Origin of the sequence: Alkaliphilus transvaalensis ATCC 700919 (assembly GCF_000621485.1) — a bacterium.
Classification (GTDB): domain Bacteria; phylum Bacillota; class Clostridia; order Peptostreptococcales; family Natronincolaceae; genus Alkaliphilus; species Alkaliphilus transvaalensis.
Genome location: NZ_KK211287.1, coordinates 154,986 through 175,926, shown reverse-complemented (window position 1 = coordinate 175,926; position 20,941 = coordinate 154,986). Strand labels below are relative to the sequence as shown.

The following is a 20,941-nucleotide window of genomic DNA, read 5'->3' as shown; positions in this document are numbered from 1 at the left end:
CATGAGTCTATTAACAATTGAAAATGTATCTTATAAATATAGCAGCACAACAAAAAACGTATTAAAAAAGGTTTCGGCAGAGTTTAAAAGTGGTAAGCTCCATGTGATTATGGGTAAGTCAGGTTCAGGAAAGACTACCCTCTTGTCTCTGATTTCAGGGCTTGATAATTGTACCGACGGCGCAATAAATTTTGACGGCAATCCACTTGCTAAGATTGACCGTGATAAATACAGAGCTGAAAGTATTGGCGTTATATTTCAGGGCTATAATCTTTTAACAAACGTTACAGCTGTTGAAAATATTGTGTTGTCGATGTGCATTAGCAAAACAAAGGAAAAAAATAAGAAAAAAGTGGCATATATGCTGCTTGAAAAAGTCGGAATTAATAAGGAAACCGCTGACCGTAAAGTCCTAAAGCTTTCCGGGGGCGAACAACAGAGAGTTGGTATAGCAAGAGCTTTATCTCATAACCCTGACATTATTATTGCAGATGAACCCACTGGTAACTTAGATACTGATACGGAAGATAACATTTTATCTATATTAACATCACTGGCCCATAATGAGGATAAATGCGTAATAATCGTTACCCATTCCAAGAAGGTATCTTCTGTTGCGGATGAAGTATGGGGTATGAAAGACGGGTACCTGACGTTCGTAAAATAAAGACTGTAGAAAAAAAGTATACCTAGTGCTTTTAGCATCTAGATTTAAAGTTTGGGTAATCTATTAATAAGTTTAGAATGCAAATTATAAGAGGTATGAAAAATATGGTCTAATAGGAGCTATGGATGACAATGATACTAAGTGAATAATAGAGTTGACATCCCAGACGAAAGGTGAATACGATGTTTTAGGGATAGAGAAATATACTCAAAACACTCATAATAGAGGGTTTTCTAGATAAAAAGTTTCTGTCTGTCGTCCAACAGATTCTTTTAATCTCGAAAATCCTTATTTTTAATAGGAAGTATAACTTTACTAGATATGTGGATAATAGTTTGAAAGTACTTGACAGATAAAATCAGATACAGAGAAAGTCATTTCTGCTCTTACCCTCTATACTAGAGCAATTATTAACAGATATTTAGAAACCTATAAAGAGATGCCTGATCAGTTTTTTGAACAATTCGAAGAAATAAAATCAGAGATAAAAGAGTATATGGATTTTATTTTATATGGTGTGGTGAATTCTATTGACGAATTTATTTAATTATACACAGCCATTCATTCGTTATGAGATTACCAATCGTGTGGTAATGCATCATGGACCTTGTGAGTGTGGAAATCCTTCTCCTTGGGTAACCCTCGAGGGACGTGTTGATGATATTGTCACATTTGTAGAAGATGGAAAAGAAATAAAAATCCCTCCCCTTGCCATCTATGCTGTACTGAAAGAGGTCCATGAAATCCAAAGATTCCAAGTTGTGGCTCATAAGGATAATAAATTGGAATTAAGAATTAATCCGAAAAACGGTCATAACAAAGAAGAAGCATTTGAATCATCATGCATTGCATTAAGAAAGTTCCTTGCCTCCCACGGTATTCACCATGTACAGATTTCTCTATCTAAGGAGGAACCAAAGCAGTATCCTCAAAGTGGTAAGTTTAAGCATATTATAAACGCTAGCTGAAGAAATTGGAAAACACAAATACATTTAAGAAACAAATAGAGAAATGTACGGGACATATGGTAGAGTGGACTACATTCATTCTGTCCTCTCCAGCCATGTTGAAGCTGTCGTGTTGATAGAGAAGAAGTAGGTTGAAATCAGTGGAGTAGAAGGTTTATATAAAAATTTATAATGAATATATGTTCCCCCTCAGACCAAGAATTTGGGGGATTTTTCTTTAGAGGGGGAAAGAAATTTGGCAGAATAAAGCTATTTTACGAATAAGTATGAAATTTTGAGAAAATGTTTAAAGAAATGAAACATTAATTAGTTGTTGTTAGTATATTCCTATAGTATTTTCATGCTTAGCATATAACTTTAATTAGGGAAGAGTAATTAAACTAATTGAAGTAGCAGGGAAAAACAGATTTTTGATGAAAAAGCCTTGACATAAGATTATAAATAATATATATTTTATTTAACCAAATGTTTGGTAAAAAATAAAGGAGTGATATCATGCCAAAAACAGATGGGGAGTTAACAAAAGAACGTATTTTACAGGTTGCAGAAAAGCTGTTTTCTGAAAATGGCTTTGATGGTACTGGTGTAGAGAAAATTGCTAAAGAAACAGGTATTAATAAAGGCTCTATTTATTATCATTTTAGAGATAAAAACGACATTGTCGAATCATTATTTCAAAATATCATCCAAGAAGTTGAGGAGCATATTAACAAGATTAATCAACAGGATGCAATTGACAACCAATTGAAGTTTGAGGATAAAATAATAGCTGAAATAGACTATCTGAGCTGTAAGGAAAGGATACTATCCATTCTTTTTATGGAGGCTCTTAAAAGTGGGAACTCATCTGATGCCCTTTTTAAGTGTGCGGAAGTCATCATTAACCATGAAGGGTCTAGTATTATGCAATTTACAGATAATAAAGACTTTACAAAAGAAGAGCTGGAGAGTTTCTTTGTCTACGAATTTTTTACAGGAATAATCCCTATTATTTCTTTTATCACTTTAAAGGATAAATGGTGCAAATATTTTAATATTGATGAAGATAAGCTGATGGATTATTTTATGGAGGCATTTAAAAAGACACATTTGAATTCACATAAATAAAGAAACATTAGTTCAGATGGAGTTTTACTCCACCTGAACTTCTAGAACATAAAGTTTTTTTTTTGCAAAATAATTAACCGAATGTTTGGTTAAAACAAGATAAAGGAGGAGATTAAATGAAAATTTTCTTAACTGGTGGTACAGGATTATTAGGCAGTAATGTTGTAAAGGAGCTATTGGAAAACAATCATAGTGTAAAACTTCTAGCAAGATCTTATCAAAAAGCACAAAAATTACTATCTGATGGAGTGGAGATTGTTCAAGGGGATTTGAAAGATATAACTAGCTTTGCTTCAGAACTAGAAAAATGTGATACTTTGATCCATGCTGGAGCTTACTTTACAGAATTTTTTAAGAAGGGCAATATGGATAACTTTTTATACGAAATTAATGTTAAAGGAACCGAGCTATTATTTAAGGAAGCCTATGAAAGGGGAATTAGAAACATAATCTATGTAAGCTCCACGGGTGTATTGGATACTTCTAGTGGAGAAGTATCCGATGAAAATGCTCCTTACGACGACAGCACCGATAACCCATATTTCAAAAGTAAAATTGATGCTGAGAAATTTGTTTTAAAATTTAAGAAAAATTATCCAGATACTAGGGTTATAACAATACTTCCTGCAATCATGATGGGACCTGGGGATTATAGTCTTACAAGGATGGCGGAGTTTGTATTAAGTTTTCTAAAAGGAAGTATGCCTGCAGTTTTACCAGTGAAAGCAGTGGTTGTAGATGCTAGAGACGTTGCAAAGGCAATTGTAGCCGCTATTAATAAGGGAAAAAATGGTGAAAGATACATAGTAGGAGGAAATGTCTATGAAGTTAAGGAAATAATTCAAATTCTATCTGAGGAATCAGGAAGACCTTTTCCTAAACGTAAGCCCAGCTTCGAAATGATGATGATTATGTCTGGGCTGATGTCCATAAGATCGAAAATAACAGGAAAGCCTTCGCCAATACCAAGAAGAGATGAACTTCGCAAATTGAAAAATCAGAAGGGTTACTCTTATATTAGGGCAAAGAAAGAGTTAGGATTAACCTTTAGACCTCTTACCGAGACAATATTTGATACAGTTCGATGGTTTGAAGAGAATGAATACCTTAAATAAAAAAACAGTTCTTTAACCTATAGGAGGGATTTTTATGAAAAATTTATTACCGCCAGTATTATTTATTTTCTGTATAGTTTCTATGATATTGCTGGATTTACTGTTTCCAATAAGAGTTTTTATACCGGGTTCATTTAAACTGCATGGTGTTGGGATGATTTTATTAGGAGGATGGATAACCGCTTCTGGTGCTAAAATTTTTAGGAGGAAAGGTACAACAGAAATGACTTTTAGTGAGCCTAATTTTCTGGTTACTGAAGGCATATATAAAATTACTAGAAACCCAATGTATTTAGGTTTTTCTCTGATGCTTTTAGGTCTTGCAGCAGTATTAGGTAGCATCTCTCCTTTCTTTGTAGTTATTGGATTTTTCACTATCACAAGCCTATGGTATATAAGATTCGAAGAAAGAATACTTGAGGCAAAATTTGGAGAGACATACCTTGAATATAAAGCTAATGTTAGAAGATGGATTTAAGTTAGTGGGGTGATAGTGGAATATTTACTAATAGCTTTTAAATTTTACTATAATTTTACAGGGGATACTGGATATGATGACGGCATTGTAGAGCCTAAGGGAGAAATCCATAGCTTTAGATTAACAATTTTACCAATAGGAAACTATGAGAAGAGATGGTATATGGAAAAGCAACATATGAATCCTGAGGATGCAGTGAAGGTCCATAAACTTTTAGCATCTAAGCTAAGCCTTGGAATGCATTATGCTACCTTTAAAGAGCATCCAGAGCAAAATATAGACGATCATGAAAAGGATTTAGAGGGAGCTATATTGAAATATCTATTATCCAGAAATTAGTTTTGGATACTGGGCTTTGGAGAAGCGATATGTATCTTTATATATCATCTTTAGATAATTTTTAATTAGCTTTTTTGCTCTATATTGACAAACTCATTAAATTGAAATGGGAAGAGGTGAAAACTCTAAAGATTACAAAAGCAAATTATGATTATATAATATGCAGAGTATTACAGAACTATATCGAATAATAGCCTTAAAGGATATGGGGTTTAATCTTGAGGAAATAACTGATTTAATTAGAACTAAAAACATTGATGTTAGAGAATTGGTAGAAATTCACGTTAATAATATAAAAGAAGAAATATTATAAAAACAGCTATTTTTGAGCAGGTGCTCAAAATAAAGCAACGGTTTAAAGAGAACATTACTTTGTCATGTGAAGATTTTAGAGATGGCTCCTTTTATCAATTCATCGGCAGACAAGTTTTTTACAAAAGAACAGTTGAATAATTTGAAGGGTAAACTAGATAGCTTCAACCCAGAAACAGATTTGGCTAATGAATGGCTTAATTTTATTGATAAGCTGAAAGACTGTTATAGAAATCAAACCTTAAAGACAGATACAGCTGCAAAGGAGTGGGTGGAATATTGGAATAAAATTACTATAAAGTTAATAGAGAATGATGAGCAAATGAAAGGTTGATAATAAATGGTTGATAATAATACAGTTATGAAATCTGGTAGGTGTACAGAATGTGGAACCAGAGAGACAGACGGATTTTCATGTTATGAGCTATTCGGCTTCCCTCTTGTTTGGGAACATAATGATCCCAAACTATATGAATTGCATTTTTGGCTTGTTTCATGTTATATGATACAACATCCTTCAAACTATACAGAAGAAGGATATAAGCATTTAGTGAATCTATTTATTGATGCTTATGATAATAATTGGGATACATCATATGTTAGAATGAAAAATCGAGAGATAGTAAAATCAATAGGTAAAATAACAAACCCCATTCCAAACGAAGAAAGAAAGCGAGAACTAAGACTTTGGTCTATGACGATTGAAGATATATATTTAGGTGGAGAAGAAAATGCAATCGAAAATATTAAAAAATGGAAAGAACAAATAAGAAATGATCTCAGGGATTAATCAACGTCCCCATCACATTTTCATAGAAAGATGAAACTCACCTGTTTACAGCATAAGATTAATGTGATAGCCCATGGGGAAACTGTTTGTCTTCTTAAGAAAAATTAGCTGGTAAAATTAAAGGTTTCATCAGGTTTTAGATGTTAGAGTTATGAATCTCTTAAGTTCTAGGAAACAGAAAAGACTGTTTTTTTAACGAATAGGAAAGTTCGACTTTAATTATTATTAAAATAAGAGAACTTTACGTAATGAGTTTTAAGATAAGCAGATAACCAATTTAATGGATTAAATTGTGTAAGTCGCTTAGTTTTTTCACCTAAAGTCATCCTATAAATCTTCCGAAGGAAGACTTTGTTATTACTATGTAATGGGGCTAACTTTTACGGATATAGCTGAGTAATTTAGAAAATGTATTAATGACGGTTGTTGGAAAATGTGAAACAAAAATTAATTATATGAGTTTTGGAGGGTTTAATATGCCTACTTATAAAAACAAAGAAGACCTTATTGTAGAAATAGAAAAAACAGCAAAACTATTTATCAGCGAATTTGATGCTGTTAATGAAAATGACAAAAATAAGCATATTGAAGGTGTTGATCGTACACCAGGTCAAATGATAGCCTACCAATTAGGTTGGATGAACTTAGTTATGAGCTGGGACAAAGATGAACTGGAAGGAAAAGAAGTAATTACCCCAGCTTATAATTATAAGTGGAACAAGCTTGGTGGTTTATATGAAAAATTTTATAAAGAGTACGAAGAATACTCTTTATTTGAGCTAAAGGAGCTATTTAGCAACTGCACGGAGCAAATGATTATTTGGATAAATAATTTTTCCAATGATGAGTTATTCACCCAAGACATTAGAAAATGGGCATCTTCTACCCCATCAAAATGGCCTATTTGGAAATGGGTACACATTAATACTGTTGCTCCATTCAAAACATTCCGAACAAAAATAAGAAAATGGAAAAAGCTTAACAGTCAGTAAAATGAATAATACAAAGTCGATTCAATTGAAGGATAAGAATGTCTCACTATTCTATTAAGAAGGTTACTGTTTTTGATGATAAAGTAAAGGATGAAATCAAATTAGGTGTTGAAATGGAAGGATAAAAAACAGCGGTAGTTTCAAGTTTATGATGTGACCTCCAAAAGTTAGACTTAAAAATCTAATAATTGGAGGTCGGTTTTTTCTTTTTTGATAGTTACACTGCCTTTTGTGAAAATTGGAAAAGTCAACATTAAAACATTACCCGAAGTCAGTGCTAATTTACCTACTGTAAGACAAAAGTAGGGGTAATTAAAAGAGGGTAGCTGGCAGGATGGAGATAAAGTTCCGTATGGAATAATTCATCAAGCGTACAAAATAGTATAATTAAATTTTAAAAAAGTTGTAACGAAGTTAAGTTTCAAGAGTCTTATATATGAAAGTGAGGTGAAGTTGTGGCTGAATTTGAAGAAATATACTGTCAATATTTTGATGATGTCTATAAATACACTTTGTCATTATGTCGTGATAGAAATTTGGCTGATGAAATAACTCAAGAGGTGTTTTTTAAAGCTTTAAAAAATATAGATAAATTTAAAGGTAACTGTAAAATGCGGGTTTGGTTGTGTCAAATAGCAAAAAACACTTACTTTTCATTATGTCAAAAGAATAAACAATTTATAGATAATCCTTATGAAGAAAAAGAGAGTGAGCATATAGAGAGAAAGTTGATAAATAAAGAAGTAGCATGGGAAATACACAAGAAACTTCATTATTTAGGCGAACCTTATAAAGAAGTTTTCTCTTTAAGGGTATTCGGAGAACTATCATTTTTACAAATATCTGAGCTTTTTGGAAAAACAGAAAGCTGGGCTAGAGTCACATTTCATCGTGCAAGACTTAAAATTAGGGAGGATTTAGAATGAAAAATTCATGTGAAGTAGTTAAAGATTTACTACCTCTTTACTATGATGATGTTTGTAGCAATGAAAGTCGTCGTATAGTAGAGGAACATCTACTAGAATGTGATACTTGTAAAAGATATCTTGATAGTATGAAAGATGATTTTATTCAAGATGATACCGTGAAATCAACAGAATTAGAAAAATCTGATGCATTAAAAAGAATAAAGAAGAAGTTATTTAGAAAAAATGTAATGGTATCAATCGTTTCAATAGTAGCAGTAATTATTCTAATTTTAGGTATTATAAATTATCAAATACCAATTTCTTATGAAGATGGTCTGTTAAATGTAGATAAAGCATACGATGGAGTAATTGACATTAAATTTAATGGTGATAATTATTATTCTTTATATGCTCTTACTAAAACAATAGAAAAAGATGGAATAAATCAAACTGTTGTTTACATGTACTACACCGATACTATTTTAACTAGGTATTTTTCAGATTTTTTCAAGAAAGATGAATATCAATTTTCAATAGGGAATACTATCATGGTTGATTATAGTGTGCAAGGAGAGCCTATAATATCTAAAGAAGATATAACAGCAGTATATTATTTAGTTGATAATTATCGAGATCTTGTAAAAATGGCAGACGAAGAATTTATAAAGGTTGCTCAAAATGCTATTCTCATTTGGGAAGAGTAGACTTTATTATAAATGGACTATGGGATTGATTGATGTGTAAAAAAGTTCTAAAATATTAGAAATCAAGAGGTTTGATTTCTAATATTTTAGAAACGTTATATAAACCAATGGATATACAAAATAGGGGGAGAATACCCCTTTTTTTTATGCTATATGTAAAAAAAAATTCTAGAAAATTAGAAATCCTACTAGCAAAATATTATTTTAAAATGTAGTATTTGAAGCAATTAAATTTATATTGATAAATTTTAAACTATACACAAAAAGTTGTTTTACTTCTCAAGGATGAGGGGGAAGAAGATGGTAGCAAATATTAAATGTTATTACATAAGGTTACAAATAGTAAATTTTAACTTTTGGCATAAAAATTGCTTACTTACAAGTTAAATAGTAAAAAAATAAATGAAGAATATTTTATTGTATCATCAGCACTTATCCAGTTAGATGTATCATTACTAATTTAATTATTTCAGTAGTTACACCATTTTGAAAGTAATCAATTAAAATAACTAATTATAAACTTTCTGCGTTTTACTAGAAGGGATATTTACCACTTTATGATGTTGTATAGTCTAATATATTTAGTTTATCTTATGATATTAAGTTTAGAAAGAGGAGTGTTGTTATGTCTTCAGTAGATACACAATTTTTTGATTTAATTAGAAATAGCTTTGGTGCTTATGTTACAGCTTTTCCTAATGCAACAGTAATATTGGATGATACAGAAAAACATGTTATAGTTAAAAATTCTACAAGATTTCAATTGAACATTATGGAAGGTACGGCTCCACCTGAAGGTGGCGCAGTAAGAGAAGCAATGAAACAAAGAAAAAAACAAATTGTTGCATATCCTAAAGAAAAATATGGAGTTGCTGTGATGATTGAGAGTTTCCCTTTAATCAATGAAGCAACTGGGAATGTTGTGGGAGCCCTTACTATTTGTAATTCTAGAGAAAATGAAGATAATGTAATGTGTATGTCTAACCGACTTAAAAATTTTTCAGATGAATTAATGCTCTCTTCAGAGGAGTTAGCAGAGAGTATGCAGGAAGTAGCTTCTGATGCACAAGTTATGAATAGTGAAATTACAGCTATTCGTGAAGAAATTGCTAAGTTAGACGAAGTTATAGAATATGTAAAGTCAGTAGCAGATACTACAAATCTATTGGGATTAAATGCTGCTATCGAATCAGCAAGAGCTGGTGAACAGGGGAAGGGATTTGCAGTTGTAGCTAATGAGATTAGAAAACTTGCTCAAAACAGTAAAAAATCATCAGATGAAATTAATAGCACATTAAAAAAGATATCAGTAGATATAAACAAAATTTATGATATAATATTAAATTTTGCAGCTATTAGCGAAGAACAAGCTGCTCAGACAGAGCTAGTTGCTAGGAATGGGCAAGAATTAAGAAATCTTTCATTTGAACTTTTGGAGTTATCTAAAAAACTATAGCTTTTTCTGTCCTCTCGACTTTAGCCCTCGATATACCTTCATGGAAACATATCGAGGGTTTTTTTAGGTGAAAAATGAGCCTAAACTTAATAGGACTGAGTTGACAGAATAGATGTACATATTAATCAAAGATATAACATAAAAATACTTTTGCAATAATGCTTTTGAATAATGGATGCTATATATGGTCTACAGAGCGTGGATTATGTTTTTAAACATATGAGTATATAATAAAGTCGAGGTGATGACAATGGATATTAAAAGAAAAAAAGAACTTTTGGAAGCCTATAAAAACAGACAGCCCGAAATGGGTGTAATATCTTACTGCTGCAAAGAAACTGGTGATGTATTTTTAGGGATTTCTAAAGATACGAAAGCGGACTTCAACAGTATTAATGTAAAATTAGCAGCCAAATGGCATCCCAATAAACGATTACAGGAACTCTGGAATGAATATGGTAGAGAAAACTTTGAACTATCAGTTATCAAAGTGTTAAAGTATGATGACCCAAAGGAAGATCATACAGCAGAACTAGAAAGTTTAAAGACGCAGTGTTTAGTTGCTAATCCCAATGCAGGAAGGATATGGAAATGAATTAAAAACAGTTGTGGTGTCAAAGAATTATGATCGTATAGACGGCAGAAATGGAGATAACTATTGGATATAGTTGATTTGAAGCAGCTTACAGTAATATTGGTACAAATAAACGCAAGGTTTCTGTAAGTATGTTATACTAAGCAGAAATGGAGGTAGAAGATATGGATTGTGTGAAAATAGGCAAGTTGATTGCCAAGCTACGAAAAGAAAAAAAACTTACCCAGAAAAATATTGCAGATGCGTTAGGTATTCAAAATAAGACGGTTTCCAAGTGGGAATGTGGCTTAGGCTGCCCTGATCTATCCCTGTGGCCAGAACTATCTGCTATTTTAGGAGTTGATATGAAATCAATGATGGAGGGTGAAATTACACCTAACAAGCCAGACAACGGAAATATTGACAGAGCTCGCTTTTATGTTTGTCCTTCCTGTGGAAATATTCTGGTTAGCACGGGAAGCGCCTCTATCTTTTGCTGTGGAAGAAAATTGGAGCGTATCATGCCTATGGATCAACTTACCGCACCAAAAATTACAGTAGAAGAAATGGACATGGATTACTATGTTACCTTTGACCATCCTATGACTAAAGAACATTATATTTCTTTTGTTGCTTGTGTAAAAAGTGATAGGGTATTTCTAAATCGTTTGTATCCAGAGCAGAGTCCTACTTGTAGGTTTCCAATAACTATTGGTGGCAAACTATATGCTTATTGTATTAATCATGGTTTAGTGGTATATGAAAACTTATGATATTTTTAAAAAGCAGTAGGCTAAATGGCCATTAACAGATAGTTATTGCTAATATTGCCCTTTGGTAAATGGAGAATTAATGAAAAATGTAGCGGAAATAGGTTATGAGCGCTTTTTATATGCAACCTGTTAAAAATAGGAAACTCTAAGATTACAACAATGTAAGTATAGATATACCTACTAGTTATATTAAAAAATAATAGAATTTTTGGAAAAACCATGGATCTCTGAAATAATTCCGGTGACAGCGGGTATAAGACTTTTTTACTCTGCAGTGATTGGAGAGGGGGCTTCATATGCTATATTATTTTTATTGATAACATCCTTATTATTCATATCCATTGCATTTATAATATCAAAAAAACTATTTTTTGAAGGGTGGGCAAAAAACCAGCTTATTGAATCCCAAGTTAGTAAAAAGAGAGAAGTGGCATCTGATAACTACAAAGATCGAAATAGTAATGAAATAATCGAATGGATAAAAAGTGAGTGGAAGATGGCAATTAGAAATCATGAAATGCTTATGGGTTCAGCTTTTATGCTTTTGTTTTATTTGTTCACGATATTTACTTTTATATATGGTGGCTTATTTTCCAACAGTCCCTTGATAGGCGTTTCTTTATTAGTAACGGTGGCAACAATATTTAATATTATCACTGTCTCAATACTCTTTATACCGGCTGAAACAACTAAGGATAAAAATCTTTGGAAAAAACGTTATTGGCTTCTTAAGGTTATGCCATTAGAAGATAGGAAAGTACTTAATATACAATGCAAAATGCTGTTTATTCCCGGTTACATTATAAGCCTTGTGGTTGTTATTGCTTATTCAGCAGTAAATGAACTAAGTATACATTTGATATTACTATCAGTTTTGAACATGTTTTTTATACTTTATGATTGACTCACCGAAGGTGGTCAAGTTATAAAGAAAATAGATGGCTTTCCCCATTAGTGGGGAAGGTTATTTTTTTAGGTAAACTAGAACTCTAAACAGTTTAAAAAGATAACATTTCGACAGTATATAAAGTAAATGTAAAAAATAGAAAAAAATTCTAAATTTTCAATATATATCTTGACTTTTAATGATTACTTTTATATAATTCACATATACCATGGTATAGCGAATTACGATGGCACTTTGTGCCATACCAAGGAGGTGAAAACTATGAAAATGAAGCCTATTATTGAAGCTGGTTGGAATTTACAAGACTTAGCTGAGAATCAAGAAAGAGCACATTTAGGACAAATGGTAGCTATTGGTTCACACTACTGCTGTGCTTGCTAAGCTTATTAAAGTAGTTTAGCTTAATGACTTACTTAATATTTGTTTCCAAAGAAGCTAAATTATGAAACCCTTCTATCACAACAACCTAAAATGTTTAGTGATAGAAGGGTTTTTCCACAGATACCATTCTGTCAAACATTTTGATTACTATGGTATGGCCATGGAATTTGCTGAGAAACTATATGGCGTCATAAAATTAGCAAAGCTACTGGGTATTTAGAGTATATATGAGGCATTGCCGGCAAGGGTGAGACTTCTTTAAGATAACAATCAGGTTTAGGGAGGTAGAGGAATGAAATTAATAAAACACATGATATTTGTAGATATACACGATGATAAAAAACTGTTGATAAACTCTTTAACAGGTACTATGGATGAAATTGATGCCCCTATTTACGAAACCTTATCAAAGTGGCAGGCTTGTGAAGAGATTGTAACAGAGAATGATTTGGAGGCTGAGTTATTAAGTAATCTCCAATCTAGAGGATATTTGGTAAATAGCCACGAAGAGGAAGTAGGCATAAAGAATGAAATTTTGAAGGTATTGCGCAACCAGCACCTTCAAAGGCAAAAAGACCAAAGGGCAATCACCTTTGTGATGACATATAACTGCAACTTCCGATGTCCCTATTGCTTTGAGGGTGAAGCCTATATAAAAAAAGAGATCATAACTCCAGAACAAATTGATGCCGCCCTTAAGCTTGCAGGTGAGGGAGTGAAGGAAATATGTGTTTTTGGAGGAGAGCCATTGCTTCCAAAAACTAGACCTGTTTTGGAATATCTTTTTAATAAAGCCCCCGATAAAACATATCAAATATTTACCAATGGGTATTATCTGACAGAATTTCTTGATTTGCTCTTGACTATAAATATTTCTCAAGTTTTGATCACTTTGGATGGTAGTGAAGAGACCCACAATAGCAGGAGGGTCTTAGCTAATGGAAAGCCTACCTTTAAAAAAATTATAGATGGTGTAGAGAAGTGTTTAGAAAGTGGTATAAATATCCGAATTAGAATGAATCTTGATAAAAGTAATTACGAGGGAGGAATTAACTTAAGGGAAGAACTACTTGAGAGGTTTTCAGGATATAAGGACAATTTATCCTTTGAATTGACTACATTAATTGGAGACTCTCAGAAGGAGCGAATTGATATATTGACGGAAATATATCATTCGGACATAACGTATTCCTACGAGGATAGGGAGAAAATAAACGATTTTATAACTAAAAAGAATTCATTACTGGACCACTTAGTATATGGTAGAAAGGTGAATCCTTTGTACTCCTATTGCTACGCCCATGTAGATGGTATGGTATTTGACCCCTATGGCGTTATTTATCCATGTTTGGGATGTGTTGGCAAGGAGCACTTTTCTATCGGAAAGTATCATCCTTTTATTGAACTTAAGGAAAACTCAATACATAACCGTAATATTGAAAAAATTTCCGAATGCAGGGATTGTACATATTCTCTTCTTTGCGGAGGAGGTTGTCCTTTAAAATTAGCCGATAGTGATGATTTTTTCAAGCCTGTGTGTTATTCTGTTAAAACTCTTTTGCATAATGAGCTTCCCATATTTTATAAAGAAAGGGAAGAAGCTATGAAAAAAGTTGAGGAAACAGTGAATAATGCCGTATAAAAGAAGGGGAAATTGACTCTGAGAAAAGCTTGATAAAGGGATTGAAACTCAAAATATATAGCCATACCTTTATCCATTAATCTCAGAGTTTTCCCTGAAAAAATTTAGTCACTTACTGATAATAGATGAATAGTATATATTTAACACCAAATGGCTTCATATCTATGAGTAACCAAAAGGAGTTAATAACTATGTACCCATTATTATCTGTTAAGGAAAAATATAAATTTCAATTGATTAGCATTCCAGGCGTGGTTTCTGTAGGGATAGGTTACAAGTCTGTGAATAAAAAAGATACTAAGCAACTGGCTATAGTGGTGGGCGTTGAAAAAAAGTTAACAAGGACTGAAGTTGATCAGCAGGGAATGATTCCTGAATACCTGGATGGTATTCCTACTGATGTGGTTGAGATAGGTAAAATAATATTGGGAGACTCAAATAAGAGGGCCATCGAGGATCAGTCTACTGACATGGAAGTAACCGATATTCGTAAATCAAAAGTCCGACCAGCCCCTCCCGGGGTAAGTATTAGTCACTTCCGAGTGAGTTCTGGAACATTTGGAGCTGTTGTGAAGGGATCTTTTCCTGGTGGCATAGCCATTTTAAGCAACAATCATGTGATTGCCAATAACACCAATGGGTTGGATACCCGCGCTGCTATTGGTGATATTATTTTACAACCAGGATGGCTTTATGGCGGTAGAGATAATGAAGTAATTGCTAGGCTGGCAGCCTTTTCACCAATTTTATGGATTCCTTCAGAAAAATATGGACCTGGAGTTCCTATAAACTTGATAGATGCAGCTTTAGCCATTCCATTAAAGCCCTTTCTCGTTACAGATTTAATATTAGGCTTGGGTCCAGTTCTGGGTGTAACTGATGCTGTTATAGGAATGCATGTTTTTAAAAGTGGGGCGTCAACCGGAGTTACTGATGGCTATATAAGGCAGGTACACGCTTTTGTAGTAGTAAGATCCCGTCTCGACGAAACTATAACTGCTTTGTTTGATGATCAGATTATCTCCGAAAGGATTAGCCGTCCCGGTGACAGTGGTTCTCTTGTACTAGACAGTTTTGGAAGGGCAGTGGGATTGATTTTTGCTGCTAGTGAGAACCAAAGCTTTTTTAACCCCATTAAATATGTCTTAAAGACATTTAATGTAGGATTTTAACCTTGATTGCATTACAAGTCTAACTGAAGATAATTCCTTCTTAGGAATGGGTTTTGGGCCAACTAAGCTCATCACTAGGAGTATACTGGGAAGACTCTTCTACAAATCAATAGTTCCTTTGGTGTATGTTTTCATTCCAATCTCTGCTTTGCTTGGGAATAACGGTAATCCTGCTTTTGTAAGCAAACTTAAAAATTCAACAAAGCCTATATTAATACAGGCATTTTCTGAAAACCATAATCTAGATCCTAAAGAAGTTGATTTTATTTTAGAGTATGTTCTTTCAGCTATGATTGGCATTATGAGTTACTGGTTTAGGCAGAGTAAAGTCTTAACTGCAGATGAATTGATTGCTTTAATGAGTGATCTGATGGAGAATGGTGTTATGAAACGTCTAATTCCCTAGGGGGAGTTTTTGATTAGGGGTGCGTAATGTATTCTGAGTCAGCTTTTGTCATCTTATATAATATAAATAATGAAAATCTAAATATTATCCATAAAATGCATAAAAAGGTTGACGATTGAAATTTTAAATAGTACAATTTAGTTAGTTAAACTAACTAAGTGTATAGGAGGGAATATTATGCAAGAAAAGTTTATTATTGCAGCAGATGAAATGGCTATGTTTTGTAGGTTGCAAATGAATGTAAAAAAAGGGTTACCCATTAGCTCTAGTGAGATGGGGGTGCTTATTTATATACAGAAACATGATGAAGCTATTACTCCATTAATGATTAGTAATTTTTTTCAAATTGCAAAGCCTTCAGTTACTGCTATGATTAATGAGTTGGTTAAGAAAGGTTATTTGGTTAAGGTTCCTTCCGCTACTGATGGAAGAAGTTATATTGTTTCTATAACTGAGAAAGGACAGGAATTAGTTGCATCAGCACATGAGGAATACTTTAAAACTATAGCAGTACTAGAAGATAAAATGGGAGCTAAGGACTTCAATTCACTGATTGCGCTTATTCAAAAGGCAAATATAATACTAAGTGAAGAGAGAAAATAATGTTATTATATAAATCTATTAAATAGGGGAGGGATTAGAGAATGGGCTTATTAAATGATATTCTATCAATATTAAAAAAACATGAAATTTCTCTTAAAGAAAAGTATAGTGAAGTGGGTGACATTTATACATTTATCTTTGAAACGAAAGAAGAAATTAATTGGAAGGCTGGACAGCATGGGATATTTACAATAAATCATACAAAGGTTAATAAACCTACAAGGGCTTTTAGTATAGCTTCAATACCATCCGAAGGTCACATAAGGATTTCGATGAAAATTAGTGAAAAACCAAGTGAATTTAAACAAGCTTTATTAAATCTTCAGCCAGGGATGAAAATATCTATGAGAGGACCAATTGGATCCTTTTATCCTAAAAATAAAAGGCCCCTACTGTTTATCGCAGGAGGCATAGGAATAACTCCTTATAGAGCTTTAATAAAAGACCTTTTATTAAACTCTGGAGAAATTTCTAATGATATTCGATTGCTTTACATTGATAGTGGAGAAGAGTTTATATATACAGAGGAACTAGACAAAGTTAGTAAAATATTCTCTATCCAAATTAATTATTTAATTAAACGTGAAAATTTAAATGAAGAAATAGAAAAGTTTATAACTAAGTATAATAATGAAGCTGAATACTTTATTGTTGGGTCAAAATCCATGATTAATGCTATAGAAGCTTTATTGAAAAGTAAAGGAATTAAGCAAAAAAATATAAAAAAAGATACGTTTGTTGGCTATTAAAATCTAAAAAATAAGAAAATACTGTGGGTCAGCTTTTCCCAAAAAGTTTTTTCATAGTTCTCGTCTAAATTTAAAAGGAGGAGATAGGGGGGGAACTCCCATGTAGAGTGTGTGGTGTTGATAGAAAAGGAATAGGTTGGGATTAGGGGCTAGAGAAATCTAGTCTTTTTTATGTGGCCGATTTATGGTTCCCTAGACAAACGTTTAGGGAAACTAAATGAAAAAAATACTTGAACCTCACGTTACGTTATGATATATGATTTTTTTAAGGAGGGAATAGTATGAAGAATAACTTAATAAAACTATTAACCAATGATAAGGAAGTCAGATTTTTTATTGTGGACACAACAGAAGCTTTAAAACAGAGTAACTTAAAGGAGATGAAAACAGATTTTTCGAAGGAACTTTATGCGAAGGTATTTACAAGCTGTAGTTTACTAAGAGGATTTTTAACTTCAGAAGACCAACGCTTAAGTGTAAATGTGAGATTTAATTTGAAAGGATATTCTATAAACTGTGAAATAGATGGCTGCGGAAATATTCATTGTATATTTTCTGCTAGACTGATGGCGTATGAGGGAGAGTTTTTAGATTTAATAAGTGATGGGGCAACACTTTCCGTTACAAGGGGAAGTTGGATGGGAGGAATGTTTACTGGAACTGTAGAATTAAACTCTGAATCTATTGAATCATGCTTGGCAGATTTTTATTCTAAGAGTGAGCAGTTAGACACGATATTTAGGACATGGGTGTGCAACGGAAAAGTTCGAGGTTGTATGGTGCAAGCTTTACCCTTTGCAAATATTAATAATTTAATAAATGTGATAGATAATATTAATAAAAATGAAAAATTTATAAGTAAAGTAGAGTGGGCAAGACTAACAAATGAAATTTTTTCATATGCAACTGTAATAGAAGAGTATAGCATTCAAACAGAATGCAACTGTTCAAAGGAAATGTTTTTTGGTATGCTAATGTCAATAGATACGGTGGAACTTAAACAATCAATTCTGATGAATAAAGGCGAAGAATTGGAATGTGGAATATGTGGAAAAAAATATTTATTTAATACAAATGACTTAAAATCAATAGTAAAGATAAAAGAGGATGGATAGAATGAATGATTATATTAAGATTGGTGAACTAGCAAGTATAACAGGGATAACCATCAGAACACTACACTATTATGATGAAATTGGTTTACTACAACCAGTAAAGATTACTGAAGCAAATCATAGGTTATATAATATGCAGAGTATTACAGAACTATATCGAATAATGGCCTTAAAGGATATGGGTTTTAATCTTGAGGAAATAAATGATTTAATTAGAACCAAAAACATTGATGTTAGAGAATTGGTAGAAATTCACATTAATAATGTACAAGAAGAAATATGTCAAAAACAGCTACTTTTGAGGAAGTTGCTCAAAATTAATCAACGGCTTAGAGAAAATGTTACCTTGTCATCTGAAGACCTCAGAGAAATGGCTCAATTTATCAACTCATCTGCAGATAAGTTTTTTACAAAAGAACAATTGAATAAATTGAAGGGTAAATTAGATAGCTTCAACCCAGAAACAGATTTGGCTAATGAATGGATTAAATTTATTTCTAAGTTGAAAGCCTGTTATAAAAATCAGGCCTTGAAGACGGATACAGCTGCAAGGGAGTGCGTGGAGTATTGGAGCAAAATTACTAGAAAGTTAATAGGGAATGATGAACAAATGAAAGATTCCATAACAGCATTTCATGCTTCTCAGGAAAATACACAGTTAAGATATGGGCTTACAGATGAACTGTATGAGTACCTGATGACTTTAATGAGCTAGACTTTCGGATTTGACTTCCTAAACTCGATGAGGATGGGAGATACTTCATTATTGACGCGAAATATTATCATCATTCTATCAAAATCCATGTGGAGGCCGTTGTGTTGATAGAGAAGTAGTAAGTTGAAAATAGTAGTTTAGAACGGAATTAATAGAAGGTTGTCAAAATAAGATCAAAACAAAAAAGAATTCCAGTTGAGTTCAAAAACAAATAATTAAAGAAGAAGGCCAAGTAACATCTTTTTCTCCCGAGATTATAAGAATAGGACATTTTATACTTTCAATTGAAGTTAGTTTCACATATTGAAGATACATATAAGGTCAAACCCCAAGTGGAGTACAGTAAATGTTCTGCACTGCCGGGATGGAATGTGAAATATAAGAAAAGTGTCAAGTCCCAGTGACTTCTATTCTGTACTATATAAGAATTTATAGAACATCAAACGAAACAATGTATAATATTACCATTAAAGTATTGGAATGTGGAAAAAAGAGCATTGACGGTCAAGCGGATAAATAAGTCTCATGTTATTCTAGTGTTAAGGAGGTGCTTATAATGCACGCATGGGAACAAATACAAAAAACAGTCGATTTTATTTTCTAAGCCAGAGCTGGTGCTCAATTATACGATGATTGATGAAGATGTACCATTGATTACTGACAGTATTGTTTTAGAAATCACGAGCAAGAAAGTAGATGTAGCTGAATTCTATATTGGTTTTTCCGCTCAGGTGCCCATATTCCATGTTCCAGTAGGTGAAACGACTGGGATTGATGTACCCGGCCAGCTATGGAATTTATTTCATAGTCATAAAGAGGATATTCCAAATTTACAACCAGGCGGTATAGAAATAGGTGTGTCGATGATGGGCGAAACAGAGGATGGATCTTTTAATTATTTTGCTGGTGGTGCAATGAAACCAAACACATCTACCAATGGAGAATTTACTATATGGGAACTACCTGCAGAGGAGTATGTGGTATGCTGTTTTGAAGCGGAAAATTTTCAAGAACTTACCACTTCTGCACTGGGTAAAGCCATTAGCTATCTTTTTGGCACGTGGCTGGCAAAACGAGGACTGACGACACAGCCTTTTTCAGTAGAGAGATATTATAAGACTACGCCGGGTGCAGCTTATATGGAGATATGGGTTATTCCCGTTCCGATGAAAGACACAGAGCCATTATGATGAGACAAGGGAGTTCTTCTCCACCATCAAACTATGGAAAAAGAACTAATTATGAGGGTCATAGATGTTTGCATGGCTTCTTGTGGATAGTGGTAATTTATATTGTTTATTGGAACTTTAATGTTTAAAAGAATGGAGGGGAGTTATGAAGTGGAATGAAATCTTTAATGCAGAGCATATTCCTTCTGATGAAGATATAAGAGAGTATCTTGGTGATATAAGATCAATATGGGATGAATTGACTGCTTATATTGAAAAAGCATACCAAGTCGAACCTCAAGTCGCCTATAGAGAATGCGCTGCACAACCGGGATGGAATGTGAAGTACAAGAAAAGCAACAAGTCCCTTTGTACCCTTTATCCAATGGCGGGTTATTTTATTGCTTTGGTGGTTGTCGGACCAAAAGAAGAAGAAGAAGTAAAAATAGGTATGGATTCAGGCCTGTTTAACACTTATATAAAAGAACTCTATGACAAAACAGCTTATTCAGCTTTGGGACGATGGTTGATGATAGAAGTCAAAGATAAAGCTGTCCTAAATGATATAAAGCATTTAATGTCAATCAGGGTCGGGTCGAAAAAGTAACTCAACATAAATTTCGAAGATTCATCATGTAGTTTACTATTTTTTTGAGTAAGGCTTTAGTTTACTGTTGCCGTCAATGAAGAAAATTTTAGGTTTTATAGTGAAAATAAACTTTACAGAAGAAGGGTTTACTTATAAGAAATAGAATATTATAATAATGAAAATTGTCGAATTAATATTAATGATCTTCAATAAAAAGCGCCAATTCATACATTAAATAACAAGATGCTTTATGTTTTATGATAAAATTAACGTATGACCAATGAAAAAACTTTGGGCTCTGGAGTGTGGT

At 32.9% G+C, this 20,941-nt stretch carries 26 protein-coding genes; all 26 read left to right on the top strand.

Annotated features, from left to right (window positions below; translation table 11 throughout):
• The first annotated feature begins 1 nt into the window (after position 1).
• The 26 genes from T335_RS0117705 (at position 2) to T335_RS0117565 (ending at position 20,649) form a co-directional block, all read left to right on the top strand.
• The gene (locus tag T335_RS0117705) at positions 2-667 is read left to right on the top strand and encodes an ABC transporter ATP-binding protein (protein ID WP_026478714.1); all 666 of its coding nucleotides are present in this window, start codon (positions 2-4) and stop codon (positions 665-667) included.
• Positions 668-1,197: 530 nt separating this feature from the next.
• Positions 1,198-1,635 (top strand): hypothetical protein, encoded by a 438-nt coding sequence (locus tag T335_RS0117700; RefSeq protein WP_026478713.1) that lies wholly within the window; start codon positions 1,198-1,200, stop codon positions 1,633-1,635.
• Positions 1,636-2,130: 495 nt separating this feature from the next.
• On the top strand, positions 2,131-2,742 hold the full coding sequence (locus T335_RS0117695; protein ID WP_026478712.1) for a TetR/AcrR family transcriptional regulator: 612 nt from the start codon (positions 2,131-2,133) through the stop codon (positions 2,740-2,742).
• Between the two features lie 116 nt (positions 2,743-2,858).
• A complete protein-coding gene (locus T335_RS0117690; protein WP_026478711.1) occupies positions 2,859-3,857 on the top strand; it encodes an NAD-dependent epimerase/dehydratase family protein in 999 nt (332 codons plus the stop codon).
• 34 nt (positions 3,858-3,891) lie between these two features.
• A complete protein-coding gene (locus T335_RS0117685; protein WP_026478710.1) occupies positions 3,892-4,335 on the top strand; it encodes a methyltransferase family protein in 444 nt (147 codons plus the stop codon).
• Between the two features lie 15 nt (positions 4,336-4,350).
• Complete coding sequence (locus T335_RS0117680; protein ID WP_026478709.1) at positions 4,351-4,674, top strand: MBL fold metallo-hydrolase; 324 nt, start codon at positions 4,351-4,353, stop codon at positions 4,672-4,674.
• Positions 4,675-4,834: 160 nt separating this feature from the next.
• Positions 4,835-4,987 (top strand): MerR family transcriptional regulator, encoded by a 153-nt coding sequence (locus T335_RS22400; RefSeq protein ID WP_156943722.1) that lies wholly within the window; start codon positions 4,835-4,837, stop codon positions 4,985-4,987.
• An 81-nt stretch (positions 4,988-5,068) separates the two neighbouring features.
• Positions 5,069-5,320 carry a hypothetical protein gene (locus T335_RS0117670; protein WP_026478708.1) on the top strand — a complete coding sequence of 84 codons (252 nt, stop codon included), beginning with the start codon at positions 5,069-5,071 and terminating at the stop codon, positions 5,318-5,320.
• A 6-nt stretch (positions 5,321-5,326) separates the two neighbouring features.
• The gene (locus tag T335_RS0117665) at positions 5,327-5,776 is read left to right on the top strand and encodes a DUF5946 family protein (protein ID WP_026478707.1); all 450 of its coding nucleotides are present in this window, start codon (positions 5,327-5,329) and stop codon (positions 5,774-5,776) included.
• 476 nt (positions 5,777-6,252) lie between these two features.
• Positions 6,253-6,768, top strand: a complete 516-nt coding sequence (locus T335_RS0117660) for a ClbS/DfsB family four-helix bundle protein (RefSeq protein WP_026478706.1) — start codon at positions 6,253-6,255, stop codon at positions 6,766-6,768.
• 455 nt (positions 6,769-7,223) lie between these two features.
• Positions 7,224-7,694, top strand: a complete 471-nt coding sequence (locus T335_RS0117650; RefSeq protein WP_026478705.1) for an RNA polymerase sigma factor — start codon at positions 7,224-7,226, stop codon at positions 7,692-7,694.
• Complete coding sequence (locus T335_RS21805; RefSeq protein ID WP_051569394.1) at positions 7,691-8,380, top strand: zf-HC2 domain-containing protein; 690 nt, start codon at positions 7,691-7,693, stop codon at positions 8,378-8,380. Before T335_RS0117650 ends, T335_RS21805 begins: the two co-directional genes overlap by 4 nt.
• 625 nt (positions 8,381-9,005) lie before the next feature.
• Positions 9,006-9,836, top strand: a complete 831-nt coding sequence (locus T335_RS22880) for a methyl-accepting chemotaxis protein (protein ID WP_026478704.1) — start codon at positions 9,006-9,008, stop codon at positions 9,834-9,836.
• Between the two features lie 250 nt (positions 9,837-10,086).
• Entirely contained in the window at positions 10,087-10,431 is a 345-nt protein-coding gene (locus T335_RS0117630) for a GIY-YIG nuclease family protein (RefSeq protein ID WP_026478703.1), read from the top strand.
• A gap of 164 nt (positions 10,432-10,595) precedes the next feature.
• Positions 10,596-11,183: a helix-turn-helix domain-containing protein gene (locus tag T335_RS0117625; RefSeq protein ID WP_026478702.1), complete on the top strand. Its 588-nt coding sequence runs from the start codon at positions 10,596-10,598 to the stop codon at positions 11,181-11,183.
• 208 nt (positions 11,184-11,391) lie between these two features.
• Positions 11,392-12,087, top strand: coding sequence for a hypothetical protein (locus T335_RS0117620; RefSeq protein WP_156943721.1), 696 nt, complete (start codon positions 11,392-11,394; stop codon positions 12,085-12,087).
• A gap of 676 nt (positions 12,088-12,763) precedes the next feature.
• Positions 12,764-14,113: a radical SAM/SPASM domain-containing protein gene (locus T335_RS0117610; protein WP_026478700.1), complete on the top strand. Its 1,350-nt coding sequence runs from the start codon at positions 12,764-12,766 to the stop codon at positions 14,111-14,113.
• A gap of 191 nt (positions 14,114-14,304) precedes the next feature.
• Entirely contained in the window at positions 14,305-15,285 is a 981-nt protein-coding gene (locus T335_RS0117605; protein ID WP_026478699.1) for a chymotrypsin family serine protease, read from the top strand.
• A 121-nt stretch (positions 15,286-15,406) separates the two neighbouring features.
• Positions 15,407-15,691 (top strand): TetR-like C-terminal domain-containing protein, encoded by a 285-nt coding sequence (locus tag T335_RS21235; protein WP_051569393.1) that lies wholly within the window; start codon positions 15,407-15,409, stop codon positions 15,689-15,691.
• Between the two features lie 177 nt (positions 15,692-15,868).
• Positions 15,869-16,294, top strand: a complete 426-nt coding sequence (locus T335_RS0117590) for a MarR family winged helix-turn-helix transcriptional regulator (protein WP_026478698.1) — start codon at positions 15,869-15,871, stop codon at positions 16,292-16,294.
• A gap of 41 nt (positions 16,295-16,335) precedes the next feature.
• A complete protein-coding gene (locus tag T335_RS0117585; RefSeq protein ID WP_026478697.1) occupies positions 16,336-17,043 on the top strand; it encodes an FAD-dependent oxidoreductase in 708 nt (235 codons plus the stop codon).
• 281 nt (positions 17,044-17,324) lie between these two features.
• Positions 17,325-18,158 (top strand): Hsp33 family molecular chaperone HslO, encoded by an 834-nt coding sequence (locus T335_RS0117580; RefSeq protein WP_026478696.1) that lies wholly within the window; start codon positions 17,325-17,327, stop codon positions 18,156-18,158.
• Between the two features lies 1 nt (position 18,159).
• Positions 18,160-18,873 (top strand): MerR family transcriptional regulator, encoded by a 714-nt coding sequence (locus T335_RS0117575; RefSeq protein WP_026478695.1) that lies wholly within the window; start codon positions 18,160-18,162, stop codon positions 18,871-18,873.
• A gap of 284 nt (positions 18,874-19,157) precedes the next feature.
• Complete coding sequence (locus tag T335_RS22960) at positions 19,158-19,277, top strand: DUF3788 family protein (protein WP_334291177.1); 120 nt, start codon at positions 19,158-19,160, stop codon at positions 19,275-19,277.
• Positions 19,278-19,502: 225 nt separating this feature from the next.
• Positions 19,503-20,063 (top strand): GyrI-like domain-containing protein, encoded by a 561-nt coding sequence (locus tag T335_RS21230; protein ID WP_084281464.1) that lies wholly within the window; start codon positions 19,503-19,505, stop codon positions 20,061-20,063.
• A 145-nt stretch (positions 20,064-20,208) separates the two neighbouring features.
• A complete protein-coding gene (locus tag T335_RS0117565; RefSeq protein ID WP_026478694.1) occupies positions 20,209-20,649 on the top strand; it encodes a DUF3788 domain-containing protein in 441 nt (146 codons plus the stop codon).
• The last annotated feature ends 292 nt before the right edge of the window (positions 20,650-20,941 follow it).